General features: G+C 66.6%; 13 protein-coding genes. 9 read left to right on the top strand and 4 right to left on the bottom strand.

Going from position 1 to position 15,846, the window contains the following annotated elements:
• The first annotated feature begins 128 nt into the window (after positions 1-128).
• The 5 genes from AEB_RS16825 to AEB_RS16805 all read left to right on the top strand — a co-directional run bounded on the left by AEB_RS16825 (position 129) and on the right by AEB_RS16805 (position 6,112).
• Complete coding sequence (locus AEB_RS16825; protein ID WP_119084162.1) at positions 129-1,520, top strand: glycosyl transferase family protein; 1,392 nt, start codon at positions 129-131, stop codon at positions 1,518-1,520.
• 419 nt (positions 1,521-1,939) lie between these two features.
• On the top strand, positions 1,940-2,593 hold the full coding sequence (locus tag AEB_RS16820) for a hypothetical protein (RefSeq protein WP_145985326.1): 654 nt from the start codon (positions 1,940-1,942) through the stop codon (positions 2,591-2,593).
• 46 nt (positions 2,594-2,639) lie between these two features.
• Positions 2,640-3,554 carry a sulfite exporter TauE/SafE family protein gene (locus AEB_RS16815; RefSeq protein WP_119084726.1) on the top strand — a complete coding sequence of 305 codons (915 nt, stop codon included), beginning with the start codon at positions 2,640-2,642 and terminating at the stop codon, positions 3,552-3,554.
• Positions 3,551-4,318 carry a TIGR02186 family protein gene (locus AEB_RS16810; RefSeq protein ID WP_442858043.1) on the top strand — a complete coding sequence of 256 codons (768 nt, stop codon included), beginning with the start codon at positions 3,551-3,553 and terminating at the stop codon, positions 4,316-4,318. Before AEB_RS16815 ends, AEB_RS16810 begins: the two co-directional genes overlap by 4 nt.
• A gap of 81 nt (positions 4,319-4,399) precedes the next feature.
• A complete protein-coding gene (locus AEB_RS16805) occupies positions 4,400-6,112 on the top strand; it encodes an ATP-binding protein (RefSeq protein WP_442858042.1) in 1,713 nt (570 codons plus the stop codon).
• Between the two features lie 14 nt (positions 6,113-6,126).
• On the opposite strand, the gene AEB_RS16800 is transcribed toward AEB_RS16805, so the two are convergent.
• From AEB_RS16800 to AEB_RS16785, 4 genes are all read right to left on the bottom strand, one after another.
• The gene (locus AEB_RS16800; RefSeq protein ID WP_119084160.1) at positions 6,127-6,498 is read right to left on the bottom strand and encodes a response regulator; all 372 of its coding nucleotides are present in this window, start codon (positions 6,496-6,498) and stop codon (positions 6,127-6,129) included.
• 82 nt (positions 6,499-6,580) lie between these two features.
• Positions 6,581-8,014 (bottom strand): MATE family efflux transporter, encoded by a 1,434-nt coding sequence (locus tag AEB_RS16795; protein WP_119084159.1) that lies wholly within the window; start codon positions 8,012-8,014, stop codon positions 6,581-6,583.
• A 14-nt stretch (positions 8,015-8,028) separates the two neighbouring features.
• Positions 8,029-8,763, bottom strand: coding sequence for a 7-carboxy-7-deazaguanine synthase QueE (locus AEB_RS16790; RefSeq protein WP_119084158.1), 735 nt, complete (start codon positions 8,761-8,763; stop codon positions 8,029-8,031).
• 487 nt (positions 8,764-9,250) lie between these two features.
• Entirely contained in the window at positions 9,251-12,181 is a 2,931-nt protein-coding gene (locus tag AEB_RS16785; protein WP_119084157.1) for a valine--tRNA ligase, read from the bottom strand.
• A 78-nt stretch (positions 12,182-12,259) separates the two neighbouring features.
• On the opposite strand from AEB_RS16785, the gene AEB_RS16780 reads away from it, so the two are divergent.
• From AEB_RS16780 to AEB_RS16765, 4 genes are read left to right on the top strand one after another with little or no spacing between them, the layout of a single operon-like run.
• On the top strand, positions 12,260-13,369 hold the full coding sequence (locus tag AEB_RS16780) for an ABC transporter permease (protein WP_119084723.1): 1,110 nt from the start codon (positions 12,260-12,262) through the stop codon (positions 13,367-13,369).
• Positions 13,366-14,259 carry an ABC transporter ATP-binding protein gene (locus tag AEB_RS16775; RefSeq protein ID WP_119084156.1) on the top strand — a complete coding sequence of 298 codons (894 nt, stop codon included), beginning with the start codon at positions 13,366-13,368 and terminating at the stop codon, positions 14,257-14,259. Before AEB_RS16780 ends, AEB_RS16775 begins: the two co-directional genes overlap by 4 nt.
• Positions 14,260-14,268: 9 nt before the next feature.
• Positions 14,269-15,207 (top strand): MlaD family protein, encoded by a 939-nt coding sequence (locus AEB_RS16770; RefSeq protein ID WP_119084155.1) that lies wholly within the window; start codon positions 14,269-14,271, stop codon positions 15,205-15,207.
• 11 nt (positions 15,208-15,218) lie between these two features.
• A complete protein-coding gene (locus AEB_RS16765; protein WP_231958799.1) occupies positions 15,219-15,845 on the top strand; it encodes an ABC-type transport auxiliary lipoprotein family protein in 627 nt (208 codons plus the stop codon).
• Position 15,846: the final 1 nt, after the last annotated feature.

Below are 15,846 nucleotides of genomic sequence, written 5' to 3'. Positions count from 1 at the left end.
GGCGCGCGCCGGGGGACTCTTTTCCCATTTCGGGGCGGTGCGGAATCGGCCGTACCGCTCGCGTTGCGTTTTGATCCTCCCTTGATACGCCGCCACCGGCATCGCTGAGGACCGGTGGGGGCTGGTTCATGGAAATTGGTACTATCTTTCTCTGGCTCGCGCTGGCGGAGCATGAGCTTCTGCTGTTTGCCGGCGTCTTTCTGCTGATCGGCGCACTCGACGAACTGATGATGGACTCCGCCTGGGGGTGGCTGCGGGCCACCGGTCGGCTGAGCACCGCGAAGATCAGCCGGGTCGCGCTTCGCGATCGCGAACTCTCCGGGCCGGCCGCGGTGTTCATTCCCGCCTGGCGGGAGGAGCAGGTGATCGAATTCACCATCGCCTATGCGCTGAAGGCCTGGCCGCAGGCCGAGCTGCGCATTTACGTGGGCTGCTATCCCAATGATCCGGCCACGATCGGGGCCGTGGTGCGCATTGCCGCCACCGACCCCCGCGTGCGGCTGGTCGTCAACAGCCAGGCCGGCCCCACGACCAAGGCCGATTGCCTCACGCGGCTCTATTGTGCCTTGCAGGCCGATGAGCGGCGCAGCGGGCGGGAGTTCCGCATGGTCGTGCTGCATGATGCGGAAGACATGGTGGACCCGGCGGCGCTGGGCCTGCTCGATCAGGCGATGGACACTGCGGACTTCGTGCAATTGCCCGTCCTCCCGGAGCCGCAGCGCGATTCCCGCTGGGTCGGAAGCCATTATTGCGAGGAATTCGCCGAGGCTCACGCAAAGGCCATGCCGGTGCGCAGCGCGCTGGGCGCGGCCCTGCCGGCGGCGGGGGTGGGCTGCGCCTTTTCGCGGATCATGCTGGCTGAGATCGCACGGCGAGCGGGCACGATCTCTCCTTTCTCGCTCGAATCGCTGACGGAGGATTACGAACTGGGCCTGCGCACACGCGCAGCCGGCGGCCAGGCGACCTTCCTCCGGGCGCGCGGGGAGGATGGCGCGCTGGTGGCGACGCGGGCTTACTTCCCCGGCACGTTCCAGCAGTCCGTACGGCAGAAGGCGCGCTGGGTTCACGGAATCTCGTTCCAGGGCTGGGATCGACTGGGCTGGCAAGGCGGGCTGGCGGAATGGTGGATGCGGCTGCGCGATCGGCGTGGCCCCTTTGCGGCGCTGGTGCTGTTTGCAGGATATTTGCTGCTGCTCGTCGCGGCGCTGCTGTGGCCTGCGCGGGCGCTGGGATACGCCGCACCATCGCAGCATGGCCAGCTGGTGAACTGGCTGCTGCTGGCCAACTTCATCAGCTTCGGTTGGCGGGCCGCGCTTCGGTTTGCCTTCACCGCGCGTGAATATGGCCGGGCGGAAGCGGCTCGCGCCGTCCTGCGCGTTCCCGTTGCCAACCTCATCGCTATACTTTCGGGGCGTCGCGCCCTGTTCGCTTATGTTCGCACGCTACGCGGCGCTGCGCCGCGCTGGGACAAGACCGCGCATCACGCGCATCCGGTGGCCCACCGCGAAGGGCTTGCCTGATCGTGCAAGGGCCGGGGCCGGAGCCATCGCTGTTTCGCGGTCAGCCATTGCTGGCGCTTGCACTCGTTCTCCTTGCCTGGGCCACGGTGCGGTTGGTCGGCTGGCAGGTTCCATGGCAGGAAGCCGCGATAGCGCGGTTGCCCTCGGCTCCCTTGGGGGCGCCCCATTTGGCCCCAGCCGTAATGAGAGCGAACCTGTCCACCGACCTGAGTCGACCTGAAGAGGTCGGAGGCACTCTACGCCCGCTCGCTCTCATCAAACCCCGGTTGCCGATCGCCCCTGTCCTTGCGCCGCAGCTCCATCAGGCAGGTGTGATACCGACTGCCGCTCGCCCGGCCGGTGTTTCTGCCGCTTCCCCGCCCGGAGTGCCCGCCGCGGCGCCGTTCGTGCCCGCTCCGACGCCGCAGGCGCGGGTCGCGATGCCGAGCCGCTGGTCCGCCGATGGCTGGCTGTTGCTGCGGGACGAGGGCGGTGCGCCGCTCTCCGCCGGGCGCCCGAGCTATGGGCGCAGCCAGATCGGCGCGGTGCTGCGCTATCGCATCCTGCCCGGAAGTCCGCACCGTCCGCAGCTCCATCTTCGTGCCAGCGGCGCGCTTTCCGGGCAGCGGGAGCAGGAGGCGGCCGCCGGCGTTTCGGCCCGGCCGCTGCCCGGCGCGCCCCTGCGGCTGGCGGCCGAACTGCGGCTGACAGAGACCAGCGCAGGCGAGGAGGCGCGCGCCGCGCTTTATGCCGTGAGCGAATTGCCGCCGGTCGCCCTCCCGCTCGGCCTGCTGGGAGAGGCCTATCTGCAGGCCGGCTACGTAACCGGCCGCTATGCCACGGGCTTTGTCGACGGGCAGGCGCGGGTGGAGCGCGGCCTTGCCGCGCCTGCGGGCCTCCACCTCCGCGGTGGCGCGGGCCTGTGGGGCGGGGCGCAGAAGGGCAGCGAACGCCTTGATTTCGGTCCCACCGCGTCGGCATCCGTTCGCCTCGGGCGCCTGGGTGCGCGGCTTGCGGCGGATTATCGCCTCCGCATTGCGGGCAATGCCCAGCCCGCGTCGGGCCCTGCGCTGACGCTTTCCGCCGGATTCTGACAGGCTTCTGCTTCAAACCTGCCGCTGCATGGGTTACGCGCCGGGGATGGATGTTTACCTCCCGATTGCGAACCTTGCGGTCAACGGGCTGGTCATCATCCTGTTGGGCGGCATCACCGGCCTGCTCTCGGGCATTTTCGGCGTCGGCGGCGGCTTCCTCACCACGCCGCTGCTGATCTTCTACGGCGTTCCTCCTACCGTCGCCGCGGCCTCCGCAGCCACGCAGGTGACGGGGGCCAGCGTTTCGGGCGTGCTGGCGCAGAGCCGCCGGCAGGGTGTGGACTATCAACTGGGCGCGGTATCCGTGGTCGGCGGCGTGATCGGCGCCGCCATCGGCGCCCTGCTGTTCAACCTCCTCGAATCGATCGGCCAGATCGATACGGTGATTTCGGTGCTGTATGTGGTGCTGCTGGGCGGCATCGGCAGCCTGATGGGGCGCGAGGCGATCCAGGAACTGCGCATTGCGAAGGGCAGCAGCCGCCCCCGCGCGGCCAAGCGGCGCCACCATCCGCTGGTGGCCAGCCTGCCGATGCGCTGGCGCTTCTATCGCTCCGGCCTCTACATCTCCCCGCTGGCGCCGCTGCTGCTGGGCGTGGTGGTGGGGATGCTGACCATGCTGATGGGTGTGGGCGGCGGCTTCATCATGGTCCCGGCCATGCTCTACATCCTGGGGATGAGCGCGAATGTCGTGGTCGGCACTTCGCTGTTCAACGTGCTGTTCGTCACCATGGCGTCCACCATGATGCATTCGCTCACCACCAAGGCGGTGGACATCGTGCTCGCGGGCCTGCTGCTGATCGGTTCGGTCACGGGCGCGCAGATCGGCACGCGCGTGGCGCAGATGGTGAAGCCTGAGAAGCTGCGCCTGATCCTGGCCGCGATCGTGCTGGGGGTGGCGCTGCGGATGGCCTTCGGCCTCGGCGTGCGGCCAGATGAAGTCTATACGGTGGCCCCGCTGTGAGCGGCGCGATCCCCCGCATCTTGCTGATCCTGGGGGCATTCTTCGCCCTTTCGGCGCAGCGCGACCCGATCCTGGTGCCCGAGGTTTCACAGCATGAAATCCAGGTGCGGCAAGGCTTCACCGGAACCGAGCTGCTGCTCTACGGCGCCATCCTCGATCCCAACGGCACCCGCGCGGCGCAGCAGTACGATATCGTGGTGGTGCTGAAGGGGCCGACGCAGGCGGTGCAGCTGCGCGAGAAGCAGAAGACGCTGGGCATCTGGGTGAATGCGGCGAGTTCCTCGTTCCGCTCGGTTCCGTCCTTCTACGCGCTCGCCGCCTCCCGCCCGGTGGGCGAGATTGTCGACGAGCGGACCGCCGCCATTTACGAGCTGGGCCTGCCTTTCCTCCAGCTTTCCCCCACCGGCGCGATCGATCCGCAGGAGCAGGCGCGCTTCGCCGCCGGGCTGGTGGACCTGCGGAGGCGCCAGGGCCTGTATCAGCAGGATGACAAAGGCGTCACCATCAGCGACGGCGTGCTCTATCAGGCGCGGATCGACCTGCCATCCAACGTGCAGACGGGCCGCTACACCGCGGAAACCTTCGCCATCCGCAACGGTCGCGTGATTGCCTCCGCCACGGCCGAAGTGGAAGTGCGCAAGCTGGGCTTCGAACGCTTCGTGGCGGATGAGGCGCAGGACAATTCCCTGCTTTACGGCCTCTTCGCCGTCGCCCTTTCGCTCGGGATGGGCTGGGGCGCGGGGCGCCTGTTCGCGCTGGTGTAGTCCGCCGCGCCGGTGCGGATTACCTGATCTTAACGCTCTTTTGGCTAAGCCCCTGCGGCTGAAGAGGGGGCCATCGAGCATATGACCGACACGCACAGGCAGCAGTTCCATACCTTCACGCCCGGTGACGGCGCGGGACCGGCAATGGCGAGTGACGCGGCGGCGGGCCCTGAGGGCGTTGCTACGTCCAATGCCGCCGATCCTATCGGTGTGGTGCTGGAAATTGCCGGTTCGGGGTCGCAGATCGTGCTCGATCTCGAACGGCTTTCCGAATGTGCGGAGGACGCCGATCCGGCTCTGGCGCAGGCGGGGCAGGTGGGTAGCCAGATCAAGATTCGTACCCGCGACGGCTGGCTGCTCGCCAGTGTGCGCAACCAGCGGCGCGATCGCCGCAGCGATGGCAACGGCGTGCTCGCCAATATCGACTTCATGGGCGAAGGCCGGGAAGAGAAGCTGACCGGCCGCATCCACAGCTTCCGCCGCGGCGTCACCCGCTATCCGCTTCCGGGCGCGCTGGTCTATCCCGCGACCACGGAAGACCTGCGGCAGATCTATGCCTCCGACGGGCGCAGCGCGGTGCCGATCGGCACGGTCTATCCCACCAGCGACATTCGCGCGGGCATCTACATCGATTCCCTGTTGGGCAAGCATTTCGCGCTGCTCGGCTCGACCGGCACCGGCAAGTCCACCAGCGCCGCGCTGATCCTCCATCGGATCTGCGAAGCCGCGCCGGAAGGCCACATCGTGATGATCGACCCCCACGGCGAATATGCCGCGGCGTTCCGCAACACGGGCACGATCTTCGACGTGGGCAATCTGCAGATGCCCTACTGGCTGATGAACTTCGAAGAACATTGCGAAGTGTTCCTGACCTCCAGCGGCAAGGAACGGCAGGAGGATGCCGAGATCCTCTCCAAATGCTTGCTGAAGGCTAGGGCGAAGAACCGGCTGGCGGAAAGCCTGGGCAAGATCACTGTCGATTCTCCGATCCCCTATCTCCTGTCCGATCTGACCAACACGATCCAGGACGAGGCGGGTAAGCTGGACAAGGCCTCCTCCTCCGCCCCCTTCATGCGGATCAAGGCCAAGATCGAGGAGCTGAAGGGCGACCCGCGCTATCACTTCATGTTCTCGGGGATGCTGGTGGGGGACACCATGGTCAGCTTCCTCAGCAAGATCTTCCGCATGCCGGGGCAGGGCAAGCCGATCTCCATCATCGACGTGTCGGGCGTGCCGTCGGACATCACCTCCACCGTGGTGGCCGTGCTCAGCCGCATGGTGTTTGACTTCGCGATCTGGGGCCGAGACGAACGGACGAGCCCGATCCTGCTGGTGTGCGAGGAAGCGCATCGCTACGTCCCGAACGAGAAGAATGCCGACAATTCCTCCGTCGGCCGCATCCTCAGCCGCATCGCCAAGGAAGGCCGCAAATACGGCATCGCGCTGGGCCTTATCACGCAGCGCCCGTCGGACCTTGCCGAGGGCGTGCTGTCGCAATGCGGCACGATCATTTCCATGCGCCTCAACAACGAGCGCGACCAGGCCTTCGTAAAGGCCGCCATGCCGGAAGGTGCGCGCGGCTTCCTCGATTCCATCCCCGCGCTGCGCAACCGCGAATGCATCATCTGCGGTGAAGGCGTGGCGGTGCCGATGCGCGTGACCTTCGACAATCTGGAGGAATCCAAGCGCCCGGCCTCGGAAGATCCCAGCTTCATCGAATTATGGCGCCGCAGCGGCGGCGAGGAAGAGGCGGTGCAGCGCACGGTCCAGCGCTGGCGTGCGCAGAGCAAGTAGGAAAGCGCCCGCCGTTATTGCGGCGGCAGCAGCCCTTCGATTTCCGCCATCAGCCGCTTGATCGACACCGGCTTGGCCAGATAGCCGCGCGCGCCGGCGTTGCGGATCGTCCCTTCCTCACCTCGCCCTGCGAAGGCGGTGATGGCGAGGATGGGTATCTCGCGGAAGCGGTCGTCCGCCTGCAGCTTGCGCGTGAGCTCCAGGCCCGAGATGTTGGGCACCTGGATGTCCATCGTGATGAGATCGGGCGCAAATTCCTCTACCGCGCGCAGCACATAGGCCCCGTCGGAAACGACGCGCACGGTGAACCCCCCGGCTTCCAGAACCGCCTGATAGAACATGCCATTTAGCACGTCGTCTTCAACGACGAGAACACGGTGTGCCATGCGCCCCCAACGCCCATTGCGCGATACGGTGCCCGCAAAGCCGCGCGCAAGTGCAAACCGCGCGGGAATCGGACGCCAGCCGCTATAGATTAGGCGTCATGCGCCCGGTCGCAAGCCCATCTGCCTGCGATTGTTCCCGCGCCTCTTCCTCCGTCTCCGCCACCGCGCGGGCGCGCCAGCCGGAATAGCGATAGGCCCACCAGGCCAGCACCAGCGCCGAGAAGGCGCCCACCGGGAACGACAGCCAGATCGCGTCCGAGCCCAGCGTGCCGTAGGTGAGGTAATAGAACCCCAGCCGGACGGGATAGAGCGCGATGCCGAGGATCCACAGCGGCACCCACACCGCGCCGCCCGCGCGCATCGTCGCCGTCATCACCATGGTCACGCCGAAGAACACGAAGTTCCAGCTGGCGAGGAACTGGATATGCCGGGCGAGCGGCACCGCCGGGCTGTCCGGCCCCAGGAACAGCACCAGCGCCGGCCGGTCGAACAGCAGCAGCAGCAGCGTGACCGAGCCGGTGAGGACGAAGTTGATTATCACGCCGGCGCGGGTGACCTGGTCCAGCCGGTCCCACTGGCGCGCACCGATGAACTGCGCGGCCATCGCGCTCACCGCGCCGCCAACGGCCATCGCGGGCATCTGGATGTAAGTGAACAGCTGCATCGCTGCGCCATAGGCCGCTGTCATCAGCAGCCCTTCGCGGTTGACCAGCCCCACCACGATGATGCCCGCCGCGCTCATCAGCAGCATCTGCGCACCCATCGGCATGCCCTTGCCGACGATGAAGCGCAGTTCCTCCCGGTTTGGCACGAGATAGGCCAGCTCCGCCCCGCGCAGCCGCAGCGGCAGGTCGCGCGAATAGACATAGATCACCATGGCGACGAAGGAGATGAAGCTGGCGATGATGGTGGAGAGCGCCGATCCGGCGATCCCCAGCGCGGGGAAGGGCCCCACGCCGGCGATCAGCATCGGGTTGAAGATAGTGTCCAGCACCACGGTGACACCCATGAAGATCAGCGGGGTGCGCGAATCGCCCGTCCCCCGCAGCCCCATGGTGAGGATTATGGAGACCATCATGAAGGGCATCGAAAGGAAGATCAGCCGCAGATAGGTGAGCGCCAGCGGATAGGCGCCGCCCGGCGTTTCCAGCACCGTCAGCAGCGCGGGGGCCAGCAGCCAGCCGCCCACGGCGATCGCCACCATCAGCAGGCAGCAGAAACCCACTGCCGTGCCGAAGGTACGCCGCGCCCCGTCGATATTGCGCGCGCCATAGCGCTGGCCGATCTTCACCGTGCCGGCCATGCCGAAGCCGAAGGCCGCGGCCGAGACGAGGAACATGATGATGTTCGCATTGGCCGTGGCGGCCAGCGCCTCTTCCCCGATCAGCCGCCCGACCCAGATCGAATTGACCGTGCCGCTGAGCGATTGCAGCGCATTGCTGAACAGCGTGGGCACGCTGAACAACAGCAGGGTGCGCAGGATCGGCCCCTCGGTGAGATCACCCTTCATCGCCATCCCGTCGTCCCCGCTCACGTGCCCCTGGTGTCGCCGAACAGCTCAATGTGCAAGCGTTTGGACAAAGTCAAATTGCTTGCGATGCAACGCTCTGCAATCCATGCCTCGCGCGCGGCCAGAGTGGCGGGATCGGTGCCTTCGGCCATCAGCCAGATGCGCGCGCGGGGGATGCCGTGGCGCTCTGCCAGTTGCAGCACCTCGTCCACATCGCCCGGCTCGGCCACCACGAATTTCAGGAAGGCGCGCGGTTCGGCCGCCCAGGCGTCCAGCCGTTCGGGCGGCAGCGCCAGCTCCGCCGGATTGCCCGAATGGGCCAGCTTGGGGCTGACGTTGTATTGCGCAACCAGCGGGTCCAGCGCCGGATGCGGGGCGACCGTGCCATTGGTTTCGATCTCCACCGCCATGCCCGGCAGATGCGCCAGCATGCGGGCGAGGGCGGGGGCCTGCAGCAGCGGCTCCCCCCCGGTGATCACCAGCCGCGGCTTGCCCAGCGCGGCGATCCGCGCCGCCGCCTCCTCTTCCGCCAGCACCAGCTGGTTGGCCGGGCGATCATAGGTTTCCCCGCCGCGATGCGGCCGCGCGTCACCGGTGAAATGCCAGGTGTAGGGCGTGTCGCACCAGCGGCAGGCCAGATTGCAGCGGGACAGGCGGATAAAGGCCACCGGCCGCCCCGCGCTCGGCCCTTCGCCCTGGATCGAGGCGAAGATTTCCGGCTCCCCCGGCGTCGTAGTGGCCAGCGTCAGCGGCATGGCGCAAGCCTTTGAAAAGCCGGGGCTGGAACACGGTGGAACAGGGTTATTCGGAAGAAAATCCACCCGCCGCGCGCGGCCCTGCCACAGGGCGCGAAAAGGGGTGCGGAGAAGGGGGCGGCGGGGCGGTTCATGCGCGGCCCTTGGCATATCTGCCGGGAATAGGAAATCGTGGAGGGCGGGCAGGGGGGTGTTGGGCTGGGCGGGGCGCGCATCCTTCGACAGGCTCAGGATGAGCGGATGTAGTTGAGGGGGTGGGGTGCGCGTCCTTCGACGGGACTTAGGTTGGTGAGTGGTGCAGCGGTTGGGTGCGCGTCCTTCGACAGGCTCAGGACGAGCGGATAGGGGGAATGGGGGCAGGTTCTCTGATGAGACCAGCACACCACCCCCGCTCATCCTGAGCCTGTCGAAGGATGCGCGCCGGTCCTACCCACCCGCTCGTCCTGAGCCTGTCGAAGGACGCGCGCCAGCCGCGCCCCAGCCAAACCTACCCCAGCCGGGCCAGGGCCGCTTCCAGCCGCTCCACCTCGGCCGCGTGGTGGGCGTGGTCGGCCCGCGCCTTGTCTACCGCTTCGGGCTTGGCCTTTTCCACGAAGGCCGGATTGTCCAGCCGCTTGGCCAGCGAATCCCGTTCCTTGGCGGACGCATCGCGCGCCTTGGCCAGTCGTTGCTTTTCCGCAGCGATGTCGATCACCCCCTCTAGCGGGAACACATAAGTCGCCGTGCTAACAACGACTTGCGCGGAGGGTGACTTGTTGAGTACGATCGCCCCAAACACGTTCAAGCTTTGCGGTGCGTCCCCTACTGAGAAGACATTACCGACGTCGAATTGAACGTGCGCAACGCGCGCCAGCCGCTGAATAGAAGAGAGGTTATTCGAAATTCGATAACGAAGGGCATCATCTAGCGAGTCAACAGCGGAGGTTAGCATTACTGCGGGCGGAACGTTAAGTTCTGCCCTCATCGAGCGGACCTTCTCGACGAATTCAATCAGCCAGTCCACCTCCGCCTTCGCGTCGGCGTCCACCGCGGCCTGCGGGGCGGGCCAGCGGGCCAGGATCAGATCATAGTCGCGGGTGCCCTGCGCATGCCACAGCTCCTCGGTGATGAAGGGCATGAAGGGGTGCAGCATGACGAGGATCTGGTCGAGCGCCCAGCCTGCGACGGCCTTCGTCTCCTCGTCCACCTGGCCCTTGATCAGCTCCAGATACCAGTCGCAGAAGGTCGCCCAGGTGAACTGGTAGATGGTGTTGGCCGCAGCGTCGAAGCGCAGGTCGGCCAGCGCCTTGTCCAACTGCGCCAGCGTTTCCACCACTTCGCCGATGATCCACTTGTTCACCGCGCTGGTGGCAGGCGGCGCGGCGATGCTGGTGGAAGCGCCGATGCCGTTCGCCTGGCAGAAGCGCGTGGCGTTCCACAGCTTGGTGGCGAAGTTGCGATAGCCTTCGACCCGGCTCTCATCCATCTTCACGTCACGGCCCTGGCTTTCCATCGCCGCCATGAAGAAGCGCAGCGCATCCGCGCCATATTTGTCGATCAGGCCCAGCGGATCGACGACATTGCCCTTGGACTTGGACATCTTCTGCCCGTCCGCCGCGCGCACTAGACCGTGCAGGTAAAGCCGCCGCCACGGCACCTCGCCCATGAAATGCATGCCCTGCATCGCCATGCGCGCATCCCAGAAGAACAGGATGTCGAAGCCGGAGATCAGCAGGTCGTTGGGATAGTGCTTGGCGAGGAGTGACTCCCTCTCCCCTTCAGGGGGGAGGGCCGGGGAGGGGGGGCTGCCCTTGGATGCGGGTGCGGCGCTGGCGGAGGCGGCGTTCCCCTCTCCCAACCCTCTCCCCTCAAGGGGAGAGGGCTCACCGTCCTCCGGCCAGCCCAGCGTGGCGAAGGGCCACAGGGCGGAAGAGAACCAGGTGTCGAGGACGTCGGGATCGCGGGTGAGCGCGTTGCCACCCTCCACACCCTCGTCATCCCCGCGAAGGCGGGGATCCAGTTCGGCCGCCGCTGGATTCCCGCCTTCGCGGGAATGACGATAGAGGGCGTAGGCTTCCTCCTCCGTCTCGGCGACATAGGCCTTGCCGTCCGCGTCATACCACGCCGGAATCCGGTGGCCCCACCAGAGCTGGCGGCTGACGCACCAGGGCTGGATGTTTTCCATCCAGTTGAAGAAGGTCTTTTCCCAGCTCTTGGGCACGATTTCGATGCGCCCGTCGCGCACCGCCTGCATCGGCGGCTGGGCGAGGGTTGCGGCATCGACATACCACTGGTCGGTCAGCCAGGGTTCGATCACCACGCCGCCGCGATCGCCGAACGGGGTCTGGATCGTGCGCGGCTCGGCATCATGCTCGGCGCCGTCCTTGTCCACATGGGGGATGAGGAAGCCCTGTTCCTTCATCCGCTGGACGACTAGGCTGCGCGCCTCGAAACGCTCCATGCCGATGAACTCTTCCGGCACCAGCCCGTCCGCCGTCTGGATGACATGGGCTTCGGCATCGAGCATGTTGAGCATGTCGGCGGGCTTGATCCCGGCGCGCTTGCCCACTTCGAAGTCGTTGAAATCGTGGCCGGGCGTGATCTTCACCGCGCCGCTGCCCAGTTCGGGGTCGGCGTGCTCGTCAGCCACCACCTCGAAGCGGCGGCCGGTGATCGGCTGCAGGATGTCTTTGCCGACCACGGATGTGTAGCGTTCGTCATCCGGGTGGACGGCCACGGCCATGTCGGCCAGCATGGTTTCGGGCCGGGTGGTGGCGACCTCGATATAATCCTGCCCATTGTCCAGCGTCACGCCGTCGGCCAGCGGGTAGCGGAAATGCCAGAAGCCGCCCTTTACCTCGCGCGTTTCCACTTCGAGGTCGGAAATCGCGGTCTTCAGCCGGGGATCCCAGTTCACCAGCCGCTTGTCGCGATAGATCAGGCCCTGCCGGTGCAGGTCGACGAACACCTTCACCACGGCGCGGGTGAAATGCGGATCCATGGTGAATTGTTCGCGGCTCCAGTCCATGGAGCAGCCGAGGCGCCGCAACTGGCCGGTGATGGTGCCGCCGCTTTCGGCCTTCCATTCCCACACCTTCTCCACGAACTGTTCGCGCGTGTAATTGGTGCGCTTGTCCTGCTGCGCTTCCAGCTGGCGTTCCACCACCATCTGCGTGGCGATGCCGGCATGGTCCGTGCCCACGACCCACAGCGCGTCCTTGCCGCGCAGCCGTTCGTAACGGATCATTATGTCCTGTAGCGTGTTATCGAGCGCATGGCCGATATGCAGGCTGCCGGTAACGTTGGGCGGGGGGTTCACGATGGTGAAGGGGGTTGCGTCGGGCCGTTCCGGGCGGAAGGCGCCCGTTTCTTCCCAATGGCGGTACCATTTCGCCTCGATCGCGGCGGGGTCGAAGGTCTTTGCAAGCTCGCTGGTCATCGGGGAGCGCCTTTGCCAGCCCCGCACGGCACTGGCAACGCTTGCCGCAACGCCAATTTATCCGCATAGCCGCGCATGATGCGTGAATGGGCTGATTTCGACGTAACGGAGGCTGGGGGGCGCACCACCGTATCGCTCCAGGGCCCGCTGCTCATCTCCACCGTCAGCGTCATCGACCGCAAGCTGCGCGCGCTCGATGGGCCGGTGCAGGAAATCGACCTGTCCGATGTCGGCGCGATCGATACGGTGGGCGCGTGGATCGTCTGCCGCCTGGCCGATGCGCATGATGCCCATGTAACCGGCGCCAGCGAGCAGGCCGAAGTGCTGATGGCCGCGGTGCGCCGCTCCGAAAGCAGCGCCGACATAAGGCCGCCGCGCCTTCGCGCGCCGCTGCGCGTGTTCCAGGACGTGGGCCTCAAGACGGTGGAATTTGGCCACGGCGCAGTGGGCGTCGTCGGCTTCCTCGGCGCCATCGTGGCGACCACGCTGGGCACCATCGTCCATCCGCGCCGTCTGCGCTTGAAGGCGCTGGTGCGGCAGATGGAGCTGGTGGGGGTGACCTCGCTGTTCATCATCGGGCTGATGAGCTTCCTCATCGGCGTGGTGATCGCGCAACAGGGTGCGGTGCAGCTTTCGCAATTCGGGGCGGAAACGCTCACGGTGAATCTCGTCGGCCGCATCACCCTGCGCGAGCTGGGGGTGCTGATGACGGCGATCATGGTCGCTGGCCGGTCCGGCTCCGCCTTCGCGGCGCAGATCGGCACGATGAAGCTGACCGAGGAAATCGACGCGATGCGCACCATCGGCGTCTCCCCGATGGAGGCGCTGATCCTGCCGCGGATCTTCGCGGCCGTGTTCATGATGCCGCTGCTGGGCTTCTATTCCTCGGTCGTCGCGATCATCGGCGGCGCGGTGATTTCGGACCTGACGCTGGGCATCCCGTTCCTCACCTTCCTCGCGCGCATTCAGGAGGTGGTGCCGCTGCACGATCTCTATGTCGGCATGGTCAAGGCGCCGGTGTTCGGCCTGATTGTGGCGCTGGCCGGCTGCTATCAGGGCATGCAGGTGTCCGGCAATGCGGAGGAGGTGGGCCTGCGCACCACCCAGGCCGTGGTACAGGCGATCTTCATGGTTATCGTGCTCGATGCCTTCTTTGCGGTGTTCTTCACCGAGATCGGCTGGGGATGACCGAGGAAACCCCCATCGAACCCACCGAGGACAATGGCGTGGACGAGGCCGTGCAGGCCGGCACGCCGATCGAGCATTACACCGGCGAATTTCCCATCGTGATCGAAGGGCTGCGCAATACCTTCGGCGATCAGGTGGTGCACGAGGATCTCTCGCTGAAGGTGCGGCGCGGCGAGGTGCTGGGCGTCGTCGGCGGATCGGGTGCAGGCAAATCGGTGCTGATGCGCTCCATCATCGGCCTGCAGCGCCCCGACGCCGGAACGATCGAGGTCTTCGGCCGCGACATCATACAGGCTGAGCCGGACGAGGAAATCGGTGTGCGCAACCGGTGGGGCGTGCTGTTCCAGGGCGGCGCGCTGTTCTCCACGCTGAGCGTGGCCGAGAATGTCGAAGTGCCGATCAAGCAGTTCTATCCCGAGCTGGATCTGGAACTGATGCATGAGATCGCGCGCTACAAGGTGGTGATGACGGGCCTGCCCGGAGATGCCGCGAGCAAATATCCGTCCGAGCTGTCCGGCGGGATGCGCAAGCGTGCCGGCCTCGCCCGTGCGCTGGCGCTGGACCCGGAAGTGCTGTTCCTCGACGAGCCGACCGCCGGGCTGGACCCGATCGGCGCCGCCAATTTCGACGAGTTGACGCGCGAACTGGCCGATACGCTGGGGCTCACCGTGTTCCTCATCACCCACGATCTCGATACGCTCTACGCGATCTGCGACCGGGTGGCCGTGCTGGCGGACAAGAAGGTGATTGCGGTGGGTACGATTCCGGAACTGCTGGAATCCGACCATCCGTGGATCCAGGAATATTTCAACGGCCCGCGGGCCCGTGCGGCGCAGGCGACTGCGGCCAAGGGGAAATCCGTGGACAAGCACACTGGCGGGGGGGCATAGGGCAGGCGCATGGAAACGCGGGCAAACTACGTCTGGGTCGGTGTCGTCACCCTGGCACTTCTGGCCGCGCTGGCGGCCTTCTTCATCTGGCTGGCCGGGCTCGGCTCGCGGGATCTGAAGGAGTATGACATCTTCTTCGAACAATCCGTCGGCGGCCTCGCCAACGGATCGGAAGTGACCTTCCAGGGCGTACCCGCCGGGCAGGTGACGCAGATCGAATTGTGGCGGCAGGACCCGGAATTCGTCCGCGTGCGCGTGGCGCTGCGCAGCGAAATCCCGATCCTGCAGGGCACCACAGCCTCCATTTCCGCCAGCTTCACCGGCGTCTCCAACGTCTCGCTGGGCGGGGCGGTGCGCGGCGCGCCGCCGATCACGGAACCGGGGCCGGAAGGCGTGCCGGTGATCCCGGCCACCCCCGGCGCGATCGGCGAAATCCTCGCGAGCGCCCCGCTGCTGCTGGAACGGCTGGCGACGCTGACCGATCGCCTGTCGCGCCTGCTGTCGGACGAAAACCAGAAATCGATCTCCGGCATCCTCGCCAACACCGACCGCCTGACGGCGGAGATGGCGGACACCACGCCGCAGGTGAAGGCCACGCTGGAGGAGCTGCAGGGCACGCTGGGGCAGGCGACCAAGACGCTGGCTGCCTTTGAGGATACGCTGCATTCCACCGACGACCTGCTCAATCGTGACGGGGCCAGCCTGGCGCAGGAAATGCGCAAGACGCTGAAATCGGCACAGGGCGCGGCGGCATCGCTGCAGGCGACGCTGGACGGCGCGCAGCCGGCCACCCGGGAATTCACCGAGCGGACCCTGCCCGCGGCGCAAGCCACGCTGCAGGATCTGCGCCGCACCAGCGAAGCGCTGCGCGGCCTGACCGACAAGATCGAAAACCAGGGCGCGGGTTCGCTGATCGGCGGGCCCAAGCTACCGGACTACAAGCCATGAGCAGAGGGGCCATGAGCAGAAGGGGAGTGCATATGGGCTGGATGGCGAGGCTTCCCGCGAAATCCGCCGTGGCGCTGGCGGGTGCTCTGGCACTGGCCGGATGCGTCAGCTTCGGCGGCGGCGATCCGCCGGACGAGCTGATCACCCTTACTCCCACCACCACGGCCCCGGCAGGGGCCGCGGTGACGGGCGATTTCTCGACCGCGATTTCCGTGCTCGAACCCGAAGCGCCGCAGAGCCTGAAGGTCACGCGCGTACCGGTGCAGGTGACGCCCGCGACCCTCGCCTATCTGCCGGATGCCACCTGGGTCGATCGGCCGGCCAAGCTGTTCGGCCATTTGCTGACCGAGGCGGTGCGCATGCAGACCGGGCGGCTGGTGCTGGAAGGCGGCGATCTGCAATATGCCGCCGCCACGCAGCTCACCGGCCAGCTGGCCACCATGGGCTATGACGCGACCAGTTCCAGCGTGGTGGTGCGCTTCGATGCGGTGCTGCGCCGGCCCGATGGGCAGGTGCGTTCGCGGCGGTTCGAAAGCACCGTTCCCGGCGTCGCCCCGAAGGCTGCGCCGGTGGGTGCTGCGCTGAACCAGGCTGCCAATGACGTCGCCACTCAGGTGGCGGCGTGGGTCGGGCGCTGAG

The sequence above is a fragment of the Altererythrobacter sp. B11 genome (genome assembly GCF_003569745.1).
In the GTDB taxonomy this organism is placed as follows: Bacteria; Pseudomonadota; Alphaproteobacteria; order Sphingomonadales; family Sphingomonadaceae; genus Croceibacterium_C.
The sequence above is the reverse complement of the archived record's forward strand: the minus strand, read 5'-3'. Positions and strand labels throughout refer to the sequence as shown.

Coding starts and splice junctions, on each gene's coding strand:
- AEB_RS16825 (WP_119084162.1), top strand. CDS start 129: ATGGAAATTGGTACTATCTTTCTCTGGCTCGCGCTGGCGGAGCATGAG.
- AEB_RS16765 (WP_231958799.1), top strand. CDS start 15,219: ATGAGCAGAAGGGGAGTGCATATGGGCTGGATGGCGAGGCTTCCCGCG.
- AEB_RS16805 (WP_442858042.1), top strand. CDS start 4,400: ATGACCGACACGCACAGGCAGCAGTTCCATACCTTCACGCCCGGTGAC.
- AEB_RS16780 (WP_119084723.1), top strand. CDS start 12,260: ATGCGTGAATGGGCTGATTTCGACGTAACGGAGGCTGGGGGGCGCACC.
- AEB_RS16815 (WP_119084726.1), top strand. CDS start 2,640: ATGGATGTTTACCTCCCGATTGCGAACCTTGCGGTCAACGGGCTGGTC.
- AEB_RS16820 (WP_145985326.1), top strand. CDS start 1,940: ATGCCGAGCCGCTGGTCCGCCGATGGCTGGCTGTTGCTGCGGGACGAG.
- AEB_RS16785 (WP_119084157.1), bottom strand. CDS start 12,181: ATGACCAGCGAGCTTGCAAAGACCTTCGACCCCGCCGCGATCGAGGCG.
- AEB_RS16770 (WP_119084155.1), top strand. CDS start 14,269: ATGGAAACGCGGGCAAACTACGTCTGGGTCGGTGTCGTCACCCTGGCA.
- AEB_RS16800 (WP_119084160.1), bottom strand. CDS start 6,498: ATGGCACACCGTGTTCTCGTCGTTGAAGACGACGTGCTAAATGGCATG.
- AEB_RS16795 (WP_119084159.1), bottom strand. CDS start 8,014: ATGGCGATGAAGGGTGATCTCACCGAGGGGCCGATCCTGCGCACCCTG.
- AEB_RS16775 (WP_119084156.1), top strand. CDS start 13,366: ATGACCGAGGAAACCCCCATCGAACCCACCGAGGACAATGGCGTGGAC.
- AEB_RS16790 (WP_119084158.1), bottom strand. CDS start 8,763: ATGCCGCTGACGCTGGCCACTACGACGCCGGGGGAGCCGGAAATCTTC.